The organism is Luteibacter sp. UNC138MFCol5.1, from assembly GCF_900110505.1.
In the GTDB taxonomy this organism is placed as follows: Bacteria; Pseudomonadota; Gammaproteobacteria; order Xanthomonadales; family Rhodanobacteraceae; genus Luteibacter.
Genome location: NZ_FODZ01000001.1, coordinates 550023 through 564731, shown reverse-complemented (window position 1 = coordinate 564731; position 14709 = coordinate 550023). Strand labels below are relative to the sequence as shown.

The following is a 14709-nucleotide window of genomic DNA, read 5'->3' as shown; positions in this document are numbered from 1 at the left end:
AAGAAGATCCCGATCCGCACGCTGCGCAGCGATGCGATCAAGACCGGCCCGGACCGCGCGCCGGCGCGCGCGATGCTGCGCGCCACGGGCCTCGACGACGAGGCCATCGCGCGGCCGATGGTCGCGATCGTGCACAGCTGGTCGAACGTGTCGCCGTGCAACCTCAACCTGCGCGACCTCGCCGCGGCGGCGGCCGACGGCGTGCGCGCGGCGGGTGGCACGCCCGTAGAGTTCAACACGATCGCCGTCACGGACGGCATCGCGATGGGGACCACCGGCATGCGTTCGTCGCTGGTCAGCCGCGAGATCATCACCGATTCCATCGAACTGGCGGTCGACGGCCACTGCCTCGACGCCATGGTCGTCCTGTGCGGCTGCGACAAGACGATTCCCGCGGCCGCGATGGCGCTGGCCCGCCTGAACATCCCCGGCGTCGCGCTGTACGGCGGCAGCATCGATCACGGCAGCCGCAACGGCTGCCCGATCACGGTGCAGGAAGTGTTCGAGGCGGTAGGCGCCCACGGTGCCGGCAAGATCGACGACGCGGAACTGGAAGACGTCGAGCGTCACGCCTGCCCGGGCGCCGGCGCGTGCGGCGGGCAGTTCACGGCGAACACGATGGCGATGGTGCTGACCACGCTGGGTCTGTCCCCGGTGGGTCTCAACGACATCCCGGCGACGCACGCGGCCAAGCGCGACGCGGCCTTCCGGTGCGGCGAACTGGCGATGCAGTGCCTCGAAGCCAACCGCCGGCCGCGCGACGTGATGACTCGCCAGGCGTTCGACAACGCGGCGCGCATGGTCGCCGCGACCGCGGGTTCGACCAACGCGGTGCTGCACCTGCTGGCGATGGCCAACGAGGCGCGCGTGCCGCTGTCGATCGAGGATTTCGAACCCGCGTCGGCGCATACGCCCGTGATCGCCGACCTGAAGCCCGGCGGCCGCTACAGCGCCGTCGAACTGACGGCGGCGGGTGGCACCGCCGTGGTCGCCAACGAACTGCGCAAGGCCGGCATGATCGTCGATACCCCGACGGTCACCGGGCGCACGCTGTTCGCCGAACTCGACGCGGCACCGCCGGCGACCGAAGGCCAGCAGGTCGTGCGCAGCGTCGATGCCGCGTTCAAGCCACGCGGCGGCTACAGCATCCTCTACGGCAACCTGTCGCCGGAGGGCTGCATCCTGAAGCTCGCCGGTCACGGCCGCACGAGCCACGCCGGCCCCGCGCGCGTGTTCGAGAGCGAGGAGGAGGCGTTCGCCGCCGTGCAGGCGGGACGCATCCGCGCCGGCGACGTGATGGTGATCCGCAACGAAGGTCCGGCCGGTGGCCCAGGCATGCGCGAGATGCTCGCCGTGACCGCCGCGCTCGTCGGCCGCGGCCTCGGCAACGACGTGGCGCTGATCACGGATGGCCGCTTCAGCGGTGCGACGCACGGCTTCATGGTCGGCCACATCGCGCCGGAGGCGGCGCGCGGCGGTCCGATCGGCCTGCTGCGCGAAGGCGACGCGATCTTCATCGATGCCTCGACGCGCGAGCTGCGCACCGACGCGGATCTCGCCTCCCGCCGCGCCTCGTGGCGACCGTCGGCACCGAAGGTGACGCGCGGCGTGCTCGCGAAGTACGCGCGCCTCGTCGGCTCGGCCGCCGAAGGTGCCGTGACGCAGGCCTTCGACGACGCGCCCGTCGCCAGCACGCGCGTGCGTCGCGAGATCGAAGACGAGGACTTTACGCAGGAACTGATCGGCAACTAGCCAGGGCTGCCACAGCCAGCGCGAACCGATGTCGCGCCGCCCCAACCCATTCGATTTTCCGAGGAGATACCCATGACCGACAAGCAAGCCACCACCGCCCCGTTGCAGAACGCCCGTATCGCCGTGCTCGGCTACGGCAGCCAGGGTCGCGCGCATGCGCTCAACCTGAAGGACTCCGGTCTCGACGTCGTGGTCGGCCTGCGCCCGGGCGGTCCGTCCTGGAACCGTGCTTACGTCGACGGCTTCGAAGTGGCCGAGCCGTCGGAAGCCGTGCGCGGCGCCGACCTGGTCGCCGTGCTCACGCCGGACATGACGCAGCCGGGCATCTACAAGGACGCCATCGAGGCCAACATGAAGCCCGGCGCGACGCTGCTGTTCGCGCACGGCTTCAACGTGCACTTCGGCCAGATCCAGCCGCGCGAGGACATCGACGTCGTGCTCGTCGCGCCGAAGGGCCCGGGTGCGCTGGTCCGTCGCGAATACGAAATCGGCCGCGGTGTGCCCTGTCTGTACGCCGTGCATCAGGACGCCACCGGCAACGCCACCGATCGTGCCACCGCGTACGCGGCGGGCATCGGCGGCGCGCGCGCCATGCTCATCGAAACCGATTTCAAGGAAGAGACCGAAACCGATCTCTTCGGCGAACAGGCGGTGCTCTGCGGCGGCGCGACCGAGCTGGTCATCAAGGGCTTCGAGACGCTCACCGAGGCGGGCTACCGGCCGGAAATCGCCTATTACGAAGTCATGCACGAACTGAAGCTGATCGTGGACCTGTTCTACGAAGGCGGCATCGCGCGCATGCTGGAGTTCATCTCCGAGACCGCGCAGTACGGCGATTACACGCGCGGCCCGCGCGTCATCGACGACAGCACGAAGGAAAAGATGAAGGCGGTGCTGAAGGACATCCAGGACGGCACGTTCGCCCGCGAATGGACGGCGGAATACAAGGCCGGCCTGCCGAACTACAAGGCGCTCAAGCAGAAGGACCTCGATCACCCGATCGAGAAGGTCGGCGCCCAGCTCCGCGCCCGCATGCCGTGGCTCGCGGCGAACCAGCCGAAGCCCGTCGAGCCTGCGAAGGCGGGTTGATGGTTCCGCCACGGCGGTAGGAAACCAAGGTGGGAAGCGCGCTCGCGAGCAAGCGGGCTTCCCACCGACCCAGTGCCACCCAGCGATCGTTACGACTCCAAGCGCTTCAAAGGACCAAGCACACCGTGAACGCCCAACCGGACACCGTCGGCGACATTCGCCGCCCACCTTCGAACCATCCCCTGGCCGGCACCACCCTGACCGGCGCGGACATCGTCGTGCAGGTACTTGCCGACGAAGGCCTCGATGTCCTTTTCGGCTACTCCGGCGGCGCCATCCTTCCCGTGTACGACGCCGTTTTCCGCTTCAACGCCGATCATCCGCGCGAAGACGGCAGCGACCCGATGCCGCTGATCGTTCCCGCGAACGAACAGGGCGCGTGCTTCATGGCCGCCGGTTACGCGCGCGCTTCCGGCCGCGTCGGCGTCGCGCTCGTCACCTCAGGCCCAGGCGCCACCAACGCGGTGACGCCGGTCCGCGATTCCATGGCCGATTCGATCCCGATGGTGGTGATCAGCGGCCAGGTGCCGACGGGCTCCATCGGAACCGACGCGTTCCAGGAGGCACCGATCAGCACGATCATGGGCTCGTGCGCGAAGCACGTGTTCCTCGTCACCGACGCATCCACGCTCGAAGCGACGCTGCGCACCGCCTTCCACATCGCACGCAGCGGCCGGCCCGGACCGGTCGTCGTCGACATTCCGAAGGACGTGCAGAACGCCACGCTCGTGTTCGACGGCAGCCGCGAACTGCCCGTGCGCGGGTATCGGTCGCGCCTGCGCGCCGTCGAGTCGGCGAGTATCGACGACGCCGAGTGCGCCCGCTTCTTCGCCGCGCTCGACCGCGCCGAGCGCCCCCTCATCTACGCCGGTGGCGGCATCGTCTCCGCCGGTGCGGCCGATGCGCTGCGCGACTTCGCGCATGCGTTCGGCATTCCCGTGGTCACCACCCTGATGGGCATCGGCGGCTTCGATACTACCGATCCGCTGTCCCTCAACATGCTGGGCATGCACGGTGCCGCTTACGCGAACTACGCGATGGACGATTGCGACTTCGTATTCGCGCTGGGCGCACGCTTCGACGATCGCGTCGTCGGTGTGCCCGACAAGTTCGCGCCCCGCGCGCGCACGATCGCGCAGATCGACATCGATCCCGCCGAGATCGGCAAGGTGAAGTCGGTCGACTGGCACCACGTCGGCACGCTCGACGTCGCGCTCGCGCGACTGACCTCGTACGGCGAGCGCCATGGCTTCCGCCCCGATTACGCGGCGTGGCACGCACATGTGGCCGCGCTGAAGACGAGCCATCCCATGAACTTCTGTCGCGACAGCGAGGCCATCCAGCCCTGCGCGATCATCGAAGCGATCAATCGCATCACCGACGGTCGCGCCATCATCAGCACGGGCGTGGGCCAGCATCAGATGTGGGCGGCGCAGTACTTCGATTTTCGCGAACCCAGGCATTGGCTCACGTCCGGTTCGATGGGCACGATGGGCTTCGGCCTGCCGGCGGCGATCGGCGCGCAGTTCGCGCGTCGCGACCGCGTCGTGATCGACATCGACGGCGACGCGAGCATCCGCATGAACATCGGCGAGCTCGAAACCGTCACCACGTACAACCTGCCGGTGAAGGTGGTCGTGCTCAACAACAGCGGCGACGGCATGGTGCGGCAGTGGCAGAAGCTGTTCTTCAAGGGGCGCTTCTCCGCCTCCGACAAGAGCCTGCACAAGAAGGATTTCGTTCGCGCCGCGCAGGCCGATGGCTTCGAGTGGGCGCGACGGCTCGACGATCCGGCCGCGATCGACGACACCATCGCCGACTTCCTCGCGTTCGAGGGGCCCGCGTTCCTCGAGGTGGTGATCGATCCCGATGCCGGGGTCTACCCGATGGTGGGCCCGGGCGCGACCTATGCCGAGATGATCACCGGCGACTGGATTCCGAGCCGTTCGGCGCCGGTCGCTTCGTCCACCGAACCGACAGGGATGTTCTGACCATGCGCCATCTCGTTTCCATGTTGCTGCAGAACGAAGCCGGCGCCCTCGCACGCGTCGCCGGTCTCTTCGCGTCGCGTGGGTACAACATCGAATCGCTCACCGTGGGCGCCACGCAGGACGCCGACGCGTCGCGCCTGACGCTCGTCGTGTACGGCGACGACGGCGTCATCGAGCAGATCGTGAAGCAGTCCGCGAAGCTCGTCGACGTGATCGAAATCGCCGAGCTCACGCGTCGCGAGCACGTCGAACGCGAGCTGCTCGTGGCGCGCGTGGATGCCGAAGACGACACGATCGACGCGCTGGTGGCGCGCTTCGGTGCGCGCCTGCTTCAGCGGCATGGATCGCAGTCGGTGCTGGAGTACACCGGTCGCGCCGAGGACATCGACACCTTCCTCGACGCGCTTCGACGCGCGGGCGAAATCGTCGACCATGCACGCAGCGGCATCGCGGCGATCGAGCGGCCGCTGGCGATTGCGTGAGGCGAAGAAGAAGCGCCCTCCGCCGACTTACCAGACCCGGAACACCTGCCCCGTCTGGCGCCCTTCGACGGACTTCGACATCGCCATGGCGGCGCGGCCGGCCGGAACGGGCTCGAAGCCGCGGAAGAACGGACCGTAGCTCTCCATCGACTCCGTCAGCACGGTCGGGCTCACCGCGTTGATGCGAATGCCGCGCGGAAGCTCGATCGCGGCGGCGCGAACGAACGCCTCGATCGCGCCGTTGACCATGCTCGCGCAGGTGCCCGCCACGATGGGCTGGTCGCTGAGGACGCCGCTGATGAGGGTGAACGAGCCACCGTCGCGGACATGCGCCGTGCCGGCCTGGACGAGACGCACCTGTCCGAGGAGCTTGTCCTGCAGGCCCTCGATGTATTTCGCTTCGGTGAAGTCGGCGAGCGGCAGGAACGGCACGCTGCCAGCCGCGCAGACGACGGCGTCCACCTCTCCGGCCTGGCGGTACATCGCGGTGACGCTGGCCGCGTCGCGGATGTCGGCGTGGATGTCGCCGCTGGAACGTCCCACGCGGACGATCTCGTGACGTCCACCCAGTTCGGCCGTCACTGCCTGGCCCAGCGTGCCGCTGGCGCCGATAACGAGGATTTTCATGGCTGTCGCTCTTTCGGAATCCGGCTCGCACGATAGCGCGAGCGGTGCGCGCGGTCTCGCCAGCGCGCCGCGGCTTGCACCCTGGCTTTACGGGCCTTAGCCGGAGGATTCACCTCGGGGTGCCTACGTTGGGGACCTTCCCCGACCGTGGAGTGGACACCCATGCCCTACACACCGACCAATCCCCAGCCCCCGTTCGTCGAGCCGGGCAAGAACCGCCCCGAGGACGAGATCCGCCAGCCGGGGAGCTATCGCCCCGAGCGCGACGCGGACCCGGAGCCTCCGCAGAACGACGACCCGATCGAGCCGCTGGAGCCCTGACCCGGCCGCTTGTTGGAACGGACCTGGCCGCGACGGGTTTTCGCGGGGCGCGGCGGATCATTGGGTCAAGAGCCTTGAGATCCTGTAGCGCCTCGCGAAGAGCTGTCGCGGCCAGGTCCGCTCCCATAGGGCCAAAAAAAACCCCGCAGGAGCGGGGTTTTTCTTTTAGTGCTTGAGCGTCTTGCGCATGCGTTCGAGTGCCTGGAGCTGGGCGAGGGCTTCGGCCAGCTTGGCCTGCGCCTCCGCGACGTCCAGTTGCTCGCCGCGATTCGCCAGGGCGGCCTCGGCTTCTTCCTTCGCCTTCAGGGCGGCGGCCTCGTCGAGATCGGCGGCGCGCGCTGCCGTGTCGGCGAGGATCGTCACGACCTGCGGCTGCACCTCGAGGATGCCGCCGGAGACGTAGAACTGCTGGCGTTCGCCGTTGGTGGCGACCACGTCCACGTGACCCGGCTTGAGGCGGGTGATCAGCGGAGCGTGACGCGGCGCGATGCCCAGCTCGCCAAGCTCACCGGTGGCGACCACGAGCGTGGCTTCGCCGGAGAAGATCTCGGCTTCGGCGCTGACGATGTCGACGCGGATGGTATGGGTCATGGGCTGGTCTTCCGTTGGTCGGGGGATGGGAGAAGAAGGCGCTTACGCGGCCTTCTTCGCACCCATCTCCTCGCCCTTCTTGATGGCTTCGTCGATGCCGCCGACCATGTAGAAGGCCTGCTCCGGCAGGTAGTCCACGTCGCCGTCCACGATCATCTTGAAACCGCGGATGGTTTCCTTCAGCGGGACGTACTTGCCCGGCGAACCCGTGAACACTTCGGCCACGTGGAACGGCTGCGAGAAGAAGCGCTCGATCTTGCGCGCGCGCGAAACGGCTTCCTTGTCTTCCTGCGACAGCTCGTCCATGCCCAGGATCGCGATGATGTCCTTGAGCTCCTTGTAGCGCTGCAGCGTGACCTGCACGCGGCGCGCGGTGTCGTAGTGCTCCTGGCCGATCACGCCCGGGTCGAGCTGACGGCTGGTGGAATCCAGCGGATCCACGGCCGGGTAGATGCCGAGCGACGCGATGTTACGGCTCAGCGTGACGGTCGCATCGAGATGCGCGAAGGTCGTCGCCGGCGACGGGTCGGTCAGATCGTCCGCAGGAACGTAGACGGCCTGGATCGACGTGATCGAACCGGTCTTCGTCGACGTGATGCGCTCCTGCAGCACGCCCATTTCCTCGGCGAGCGTCGGCTGGTAACCCACGGCCGACGGCATGCGGCCGAGCAGCGCGGACACTTCCGTACCGGCCAGCGTGTAGCGGTAGATGTTGTCGACGAACAGCAGGACGTCCTTACCCTTGCCCGACTCGTCCTTCTCGTCGCGGAAGTACTCGGCCATCGTCAGGCCGGTCAGCGCCACGCGCAGACGGTTGCCCGGCGGCTCGTTCATCTGGCCGTAGACCATCGCGACCTTGTCGAGAACGTTGGAGTCCTTCATCTCGTGGTAGAAGTCGTTGCCCTCGCGGGTACGCTCGCCCACGCCGGCGAACACGGACAGACCCGAGTGCGCCTTCGCGATGTTGTTGATGAGCTCCATCATGTTGACGGTCTTGCCCACGCCGGCGCCGCCGAACAGGCCGACCTTGCCGCCCTTGGCGAACGGGCACATCAGGTCGATGACCTTGATGCCGGTTTCCAGCAGCTCGCTCGCGGCGGCCTGGTCGTCGTACGACGGGGCTTCGCGGTGGATGACCCACTTTTCCTGCTCGCCGATCGGACCGGCTTCGTCGATCGGGTTGCCGAGCACGTCCATGATGCGGCCGAGCGTGGCCTTGCCGACCGGCACGGCGATGCCTTCGCCGGTGTTGCGGGCGATCAGGTTGCGGCGCAGGCCGTCGGTGGAACCGAGCGCGATGGTGCGCACGACGCCGTCGCCGAGCTGCTGCTGCACTTCGAGGGTGATCTCGGTGCCGTCGACCTTCAGTGCGTCGTAGACCTGCGGTACCTGGTCGCGCGGGAATTCGACGTCGACGACCGCGCCGATGATCTGAACAACTTTACCCTGGCTCATGGATGTGCTCCGGATGAATCTTCTTTAGGTTTTCTGTAGCGGCGCCGCTCTCGCGTCGCCTTCGCTTGTTCGATTAGACCGCCGCGGCGCCGCCGACGATCTCCGAGATTTCCTGCGTGATCGCCGCCTGGCGCGCCTTGTTGTAGACCAGCGTCAGTTCGCCGATCACCTTCGTGGCGTTGTCCGACGCGGCCTTCATGGCGACCATGCGCGCGGCGTGTTCGCTGGCGAGGTTCTCGAGCGCGGCCTGGTACACCACCGATTCGATGTAACGCGTCATCAGGTGCTCGAGCACCGTGCGCGCATCGGGTTCGTAGATGTAGTCCCAGTCGTGCGTCTGTTCGACCTTGACGCCTTCCGACTCCGCGCCGCCCGCGTTCTCGAGCTCGTTGGCGACCAGCGACAGCGGCAGCAGCGCTTCGATGCGCGGCTTCTGCACGATGGTGTTCACGAAGTCGTTGTAGACCAGGAAGACGCGGTCGAGCTTGTTGTCGGTGTACGCGTCGAGCACGACCTTGATGACGCCGATGAGGTCTTCGACCTTCGGCTTCTCACCCAGGTGCGTCGCCGTGCCGATCAGGTTCACGCCCTTGATGCGGCGGAAGAACTGCACGGCCTTCTGGCCCACGGCCACGACGTCGATCTGCGCGCCCTTGCCCTGCCATTCGCGGATCGAGGTCAGCGTGCGGCGGAACAGGTTCGAGTTCAGGCCGCCCGCGAGGCCGCGGTCGGTCGACACGACGATGAAGCCGACGCGCGCCACGTTCTCGCGCTCGGTGAGGAACGGATGGGTGAAGTCCGTGCTGGCCTGCGCGACGTGCGCTATGACCTTGCGCATCAGGCGCGCGTAGGGACGCGAGGCCTTCATCAGGTCCTGTGCCTTGCGGATCTTCGACGCAGAGACCATTTCGAGCGCGCGCGTCACCTTGCGCATGTTCTGCGTGCTCTTGATCTTGGTTTTGATTTCGCGGCCGCTTGCCATGGCTTACTCGTCTGTAAAGGGTGACGCAGCGGGGCGGACGAGCCGCCCCGCGTGGGTGTCGCTTACCAGCTACCGGTCTTCTTGAACTCGTCGGCGGCGGCCTTGAAGGTCGCCTCGATGTCCTTGTCCCAGTCGCCGGTCTGGTCGATCTTCGTCATCAGGTCGCCGTGGTTCTGGCGCATGAAGGCGTGCAGGCCCTTCTCGAACGGCAGCACCTTGTTGACCGGCAGGTCGTCGAGGTAGCCCTTCTCGGCCGCGTAGACCGACACGCCGAGCTCGGCGATCGACAGCGGCGAGTACTGCGGCTGCTTCATCAGTTCCGTGACGCGCTGACCGCGGTCGAGCTGCGCGCGCGTGGCGGCGTCGAGGTCCGAGGCGAACTGCGCGAACGCGGCGAGCTCACGGTACTGCGCGAGCGCGAGCTTCACGCCGCCGGAGAGCTTCTTGATGATCTTGGTCTGGGCGGCACCACCGACGCGCGACACCGAGATACCGGCGTTGACGGGCGGACGGATACCGGCGTTGAACAGATCGGTCTCGAGGAAGATCTGGCCGTCGGTGATCGAGATCACGTTGGTCGGAACGAACGCCGAGACGTCGCCCGCCTGCGTCTCGATGATCGGCAACGCGGTGAGCGAGCCGGTCTTGCCCTTCACCTCGCCGTTGGTCATCTTCTCGACGTACTCGGCGCTGACGCGCGAGGCGCGCTCGAGCAGGCGCGAGTGCAGGTAGAAGACGTCGCCGGGGTACGCCTCGCGGCCCGGGGGACGCTTCAGCAGCAGCGAGATCTGGCGGTAGGCGACGGCCTGCTTGGAGAGGTCGTCGTACACGATCAGGGCGTCTTCGCCGCGGTCGCGGAAGTACTCGCCCATCGCGCAGCCGGAATACGGCGCGACGTACTGCAGGGCGGCGGCTTCGGACGCGGAAGCGACGACGACGATCGTGTTGGCGAGCGCGCCGTTCTCTTCCAGCTTGCGCACGACGTTCGCGATCGAGCTGCGCTTCTGGCCGATGGCGACGTAGATGCACTTAATGCCGGAATCTTTCTGGTTGATGATCGCGTCGATCGCGACGGCGGTCTTGCCCGTCTGGCGGTCGCCGATGATCAGCTCGCGCTGGCCGCGGCCGATCGGGATCATCGAGTCGATGGACTTATAGCCCGTCTGCATCGGCTGGTCGACCGACTGGCGCCAGATCACGCCCGGCGCGACCTTCTCGACCGGGCTGGTGCCCACGGCGTCGATCGGGCCCTTGCCGTCGATCGGGTTGCCCAGCGCGTCGACGACGCGGCCGAGCAGGCCCGGGCCGACCGGCACTTCGAGGATGCGGCCGGTGGTCTTGGCGGCATCGCCTTCGCGCAGGTGCTGGTACTCACCGAGCACCACGGCGCCGACCGAGTCGCGCTCGAGGTTCAGCGCGAGGGCGTAGGTGTCGTTCGGCAGTTCGATCATTTCGCCCTGCATCACGTCGGCCAGGCCGTGGATGCGCACGATGCCGTCGGACACGCTGATGATCGTGCCTTCGTTGCGTGCCTCGGCGCCGAGCTTGAACTGCTCGATGCGGGTCTTGATCAGCTCGCTGATCTCGGACGGATTCAGAGTGGTGCTGGACATGGTCGGTTCCTTGGGTTGCGCCGCTCTCACGGCACCCGGTGGTATGAGAAGCTCGTAATCAGTGCGTCAGCGCGCTGGCCAGCCGTTGCAGGCGGCCGCGCGCCGAACCGTCGATCACCTGCTCGCCCGTGTCGATGACGACACCGCCGAGCAACGCCGGATCGACGTGCGTATCCAGTTCGATCTCGCGCTTGAAGCGACGCTTCAGCGACGCGCGCAGCAGTTCCGCCTGCGCCGTGTCGAGATCCAGTGCGCTCGTGACCTTGACCTTCAGGGTCGACTCGGACTCCAGCTTGTACTGGTCGTAGAGCGCGGCGATTTCGGGCAACAGGTGCATGCGGCCGTTTTCCGCCAGCTCCTCGAGGAAGCGTGCGAACGGCGCATCGGCAGCCATGCCCTGCGGGAGGTGGATGGCGACGAGCTGCGTCGGCAGCACGCGCGGATCGTTGCCGAGGCCGGCGACCCGGGGGTCGACCGCGACCGCGGCGGAGAAATTCAGCGCCGCCGACCAGTCGGCGAGCGCACCGGACGCGTGTGCCACCTCGAAGGCGGCACGCGCGTACGGACGGGCGAGGGTGAGCGCCTGGGCCATGATCAGATCTCGGCAGCGAGCTGGTCGAGAAGCGCCTTGTGGGCCGCCGGATCGATTTCGCGCTGGACGATCTTCTCGGCACCCTTCACGGCGAGCGCACCGACCTGCTCACGGAGCTGTTCGCGCGCACGCTGGGCCATCGAGGCGATCTCGTCCTGGGCCGAAGCCTTCAGGCGGTTGATCTCGTCGATCGCTTCGGCGCGGGCCTTCTCGATGATCTGATTGGCCTGCGCCTGGGCGCGATCGATGATCTCGGTCGACTGCTGGCGGGCCTGCTTGATCTCGATGGCGACCTTGGCGTCGGCATCCTTGAGTTCGGCGCGCGCGCGCTCGGCGGCGGCCAGACCCTCGGCCACCTTTTTCTGGCGCTCTTCGATGGCACCGTTGAGCTGGGGCCAGATGAACTTGGTGGTGAACCAGACCAGGATCGCAAAAGAGATCATCTGGCCCAGGAAGGTCATGTTGATTTCCATGATCTCTCCGAAAGACTCCGAACGCTTGGGTACTGACGATCGCCGTGACCGGTGCGGTCACGGCGACAAGACGAACGGCTGCTTAGCCGCCGACGGCGGCGCGCACGACACCGACCAGCGGGTTCGAGAACGCGAACAGCAGGGCGACGGCGAGACCGATGATGAACGCCGCGTCGATCAGGCCGGCGAGCAGGAACATGCGGCCCTGGAGCAGCGGGACCAGTTCCGGCTGGCGAGCGGCCGACTCGAGGAACTTCGAGCCCATGACGGCGATACCGAGACAGGCGCCGAGCGCGCCGAGACCGATGATCACGCCGATGGCGATGGCGGTCATGCCCTGGACGTGGGCGAGAAGCGAGGCGAGTTCCATGGTGTTCTCCTGGGATAAACGAATAGCGAAAGGATGGAAACGAAAAGGGTGGAGCTGAAAGGTTTAGCGTCGCGGTGAGTTAGTGATGTTCCCGCGCCGTGGCGATGTAGACGATCGTCAGCATCATGAAGATGAACGCCTGGAGGGCGATGATCAGGATGTGGAAGATCGCCCACGCCGTGTTGAACACGACGCCAGGCACGAAGCTGATCCAGCTCACCATCAGACCGGCAATCAGCATGAACACCAGTTCGCCGCCGTACATGTTGCCGAAGAGTCGCATCGCCAGCGACACGGGCTTCGACAGGGTTTCGACGACGTTGAGAAGGAAGTTCGGGATCACCAGGATGAGCTTGGCGATCGGGTTGGACGCGTGGAACGGCGCGGTGAGGAGCTCCTTGCCGAAGCCGAAACCGCCCTTCGCCTTGATGCCGTGGCCGATGACGATGAACAGCACGGCGACCGAGAGGCCCACGGTGGTGTTGATGTCGGCGGTGGGAACCATGCGGAAGTAGGTGTGGTGGGCGACTTCGTCACCCGCGAACACGTGCACGAGCCAGCCGGCGAGATCGACCGGCAGGAGGTCCATCGCGTTCATGAGGAACACCCACATGAAGATCGACAGCGCCAGCGGCGTGACCGTGCGACGGTCGCCGTGGAAGGTGTCCTTCACCTGCGTGTCGACGAACTCGATCGCGAGTTCGACGAGGGCCTGGCCCTTCGACGGCACGCCGGACGTCGCCTTGCGCGCGTAGAGCCAGAACCACAGGCAGAACGCCGCGCCGAGGACGAACGAGATGATGATCGAGTCCGCACGGAGGTTCCAGAACCAGAAATGATCGGCGCTGAAATTCACCGTCATGTGGTTCAGGTGGTGCTGGATGTATTCGGTCAGACCGCCCTGCGGTTCGCTCGCCATGCTCAACCCTTGAATCTGAATGCAAATACGTTGACCGCGTAGCCGGCCACCAGTCCCGCCAGAGCGGGCAAGGGTGGCAGCTTCCACTGAACCAGAATGAGCGCCAGTCCACCGATGAGGACGATCCAGCGAAGGATCATGCCCACCAGGAACCTCGTGAACGTCGCCCCCGCCCCGCCCAGCGCGCTGAACGCTCGCGCGGCAAGCAGCGCGGTAGCGATGGCGACGATCAGGGCACCCCCGAAGGCGGCCAGCGCGGCTGGTCGACCCTGCAGGGAAAAAGCGAGTCCCGCTACGACGGCCACCACCAGCTGCGCGATGACGATGCGCAAGGCGAGGTGACGACCGGCGGCAAGACTGTTAAGCAACGCGAGGCTCCCGTGGTTTCGCTCGAAGGCGGCACCTGCTGGTTCAACGGGCCACGGTTTAATCTGGAAAAGTATACCAGCCGCGTAAACGGCGGGACAAGCTACGAAAGCCCATAACCACCCGCCGGCGCGACCTTGTGTCGCGTCGTTCGCGAGGGGACGCGGTCGGTCAGGCCCTGGCGGGCGGACCGACCAGTGCGCCGAGCGACGTCGCCGTCGACACGGCCACGTCGAGGATGTCGCCGGCGACCGACGCGTTGCGCTGGACGCCTTCCCGCTGCAGCTCGCCGCCGCGGGCCAGCACGGCGCGCAGCGCCTCCGCGTCCGGGGCCACCATCGCATCGGCGATCAGGCCCGTCGCGGCGCGCGCGTGGCCCTCCATCGCCTGGAGCTGGAGGTCGGCGACGCGTTCCATGCCGCGCCAGGCGAGCGCCTGCGCAGCCGCGGCCTGTTCGACGAAGCGTGCAAAATCGGGGTAACCGTTTACATGGGACATCGGGACGACCGTCGGGGAACGGGGAGGTGCCGGAGTGTAGACCCGTCTGCGGCGACGCAGCAACCGCGAAACCTTGCGACCGACCCGGCTTCGGTGGGAGCGCGCTTGCGCGCGAACGGGCGCTTGCCGCGAGCACCCATTCGCGCGCGAGCGCGCTCCCACCAAGGGCCTGCGCCGGGCTCAGGGAGCGTATTCGGCGCCCGAGGTGCAGGTCTCGTGGACCACCACCTTGGCCAGGCCGGGCACGTCCGGACTCAGCTTGTCGAAGATCCAGCGGGCGAGGTTCTCGCTCGTGGGGTTCTCGAGGCCCTCGATGTCGTTGAGGTAGTGATGGTCGAGCCGGTCGTAGAGCGGCTGGAACCGCGCCTTGAGGTCGCCGAAATCCATGACCCAGCCGAGGACGGGATCGGTCGGCCCCTCGACGTGCAGCTCGACCCGGAACGAATGTCCGTGCAGTCGCGAGCATTTGTGCCCTTCCGGCACGTTCGGCAGGCGGTGGGCCGCCTCGATGTTGAAGGTCTTGAAGATGCGCATGGGGAGGCGGATTCGCGGGGATCGCCCATTGTAACGGACGCGGTCAAGCGTTTC

The 14709-nt window shown here is 67.0% G+C and carries 17 protein-coding genes; 5 read left to right on the top strand and 12 right to left on the bottom strand.

Annotated features, from left to right (window positions below):
* Nucleotides 1-21: 21 nt before the first annotated feature.
* From ilvD to ilvN, 4 genes are all read left to right on the top strand, one after another.
* Complete coding sequence (gene ilvD, locus BMY69_RS02415) at nt 22-1752, top strand: dihydroxy-acid dehydratase (protein ID WP_090175570.1); 1731 nt, start codon at nt 22-24, stop codon at nt 1750-1752.
* A gap of 72 nt (nt 1753-1824) precedes the next feature.
* Nucleotides 1825-2841 carry a ketol-acid reductoisomerase gene (ilvC, locus tag BMY69_RS02410; RefSeq protein ID WP_090058643.1) on the top strand — a complete coding sequence of 339 codons (1017 nt, stop codon included), beginning with the start codon at nt 1825-1827 and terminating at the stop codon, nt 2839-2841.
* A 125-nt stretch (nt 2842-2966) separates the two neighbouring features.
* A complete protein-coding gene (gene ilvB / locus BMY69_RS02405; RefSeq protein ID WP_255364436.1) occupies nt 2967-4832 on the top strand; it encodes a biosynthetic-type acetolactate synthase large subunit in 1866 nt (621 codons plus the stop codon).
* 2 nt (nt 4833-4834) lie between these two features.
* Nucleotides 4835-5314, top strand: coding sequence for an acetolactate synthase small subunit (gene ilvN / locus BMY69_RS02400; RefSeq protein WP_090058646.1), 480 nt, complete (start codon nt 4835-4837; stop codon nt 5312-5314).
* A 27-nt stretch (nt 5315-5341) separates the two neighbouring features.
* On the opposite strand, the gene BMY69_RS02395 is transcribed toward ilvN, so the two are convergent.
* On the bottom strand, nt 5342-5941 hold the full coding sequence (locus BMY69_RS02395) for a short chain dehydrogenase (protein WP_090175211.1): 600 nt from the start codon (nt 5939-5941) through the stop codon (nt 5342-5344).
* 162 nt (nt 5942-6103) lie between these two features.
* Between BMY69_RS02395 and BMY69_RS19495 the strand changes: the two genes are divergently transcribed.
* The gene (locus BMY69_RS19495; RefSeq protein ID WP_177191051.1) at nt 6104-6262 is read left to right on the top strand and encodes a hypothetical protein; all 159 of its coding nucleotides are present in this window, start codon (nt 6104-6106) and stop codon (nt 6260-6262) included.
* A 165-nt stretch (nt 6263-6427) separates the two neighbouring features.
* On the opposite strand, the gene BMY69_RS02390 is transcribed toward BMY69_RS19495, so the two are convergent.
* The 11 genes from BMY69_RS02390 to queD form a co-directional block, all read right to left on the bottom strand.
* A complete protein-coding gene (locus BMY69_RS02390; RefSeq protein WP_090058650.1) occupies nt 6428-6853 on the bottom strand; it encodes a F0F1 ATP synthase subunit epsilon in 426 nt (141 codons plus the stop codon).
* Nucleotides 6854-6895: 42 nt separating this feature from the next.
* A complete protein-coding gene (gene atpD, locus BMY69_RS02385; protein WP_090058652.1) occupies nt 6896-8308 on the bottom strand; it encodes a F0F1 ATP synthase subunit beta in 1413 nt (470 codons plus the stop codon).
* 73 nt (nt 8309-8381) lie between these two features.
* Nucleotides 8382-9290: a F0F1 ATP synthase subunit gamma gene (atpG, locus tag BMY69_RS02380; RefSeq protein WP_090175210.1), complete on the bottom strand. Its 909-nt coding sequence runs from the start codon at nt 9288-9290 to the stop codon at nt 8382-8384.
* A 62-nt stretch (nt 9291-9352) separates the two neighbouring features.
* Nucleotides 9353-10903 carry a F0F1 ATP synthase subunit alpha gene (atpA, locus tag BMY69_RS02375; protein WP_090058657.1) on the bottom strand — a complete coding sequence of 517 codons (1551 nt, stop codon included), beginning with the start codon at nt 10901-10903 and terminating at the stop codon, nt 9353-9355.
* Nucleotides 10904-10961: 58 nt separating this feature from the next.
* Nucleotides 10962-11495, bottom strand: a complete 534-nt coding sequence (locus BMY69_RS02370; protein WP_090058660.1) for a F0F1 ATP synthase subunit delta — start codon at nt 11493-11495, stop codon at nt 10962-10964.
* Nucleotides 11496-11497: 2 nt separating this feature from the next.
* Nucleotides 11498-11968 carry a F0F1 ATP synthase subunit B gene (locus BMY69_RS02365; RefSeq protein ID WP_089975624.1) on the bottom strand — a complete coding sequence of 157 codons (471 nt, stop codon included), beginning with the start codon at nt 11966-11968 and terminating at the stop codon, nt 11498-11500.
* 82 nt (nt 11969-12050) lie between these two features.
* Entirely contained in the window at nt 12051-12338 is a 288-nt protein-coding gene (atpE, locus tag BMY69_RS02360; RefSeq protein ID WP_089975626.1) for a F0F1 ATP synthase subunit C, read from the bottom strand.
* 79 nt (nt 12339-12417) lie between these two features.
* A complete protein-coding gene (atpB, locus tag BMY69_RS02355; protein ID WP_090058661.1) occupies nt 12418-13257 on the bottom strand; it encodes a F0F1 ATP synthase subunit A in 840 nt (279 codons plus the stop codon).
* A 2-nt stretch (nt 13258-13259) separates the two neighbouring features.
* Nucleotides 13260-13625 (bottom strand): ATP synthase subunit I, encoded by a 366-nt coding sequence (locus BMY69_RS19805; RefSeq protein ID WP_255364435.1) that lies wholly within the window; start codon nt 13623-13625, stop codon nt 13260-13262.
* Between the two features lie 169 nt (nt 13626-13794).
* Complete coding sequence (locus BMY69_RS19800; RefSeq protein ID WP_139206138.1) at nt 13795-14121, bottom strand: phasin family protein; 327 nt, start codon at nt 14119-14121, stop codon at nt 13795-13797.
* A 180-nt stretch (nt 14122-14301) separates the two neighbouring features.
* Nucleotides 14302-14655, bottom strand: a complete 354-nt coding sequence (queD, locus tag BMY69_RS02345; RefSeq protein WP_090175208.1) for a 6-carboxytetrahydropterin synthase QueD — start codon at nt 14653-14655, stop codon at nt 14302-14304.
* Nucleotides 14656-14709 lie beyond the last annotated feature (54 nt).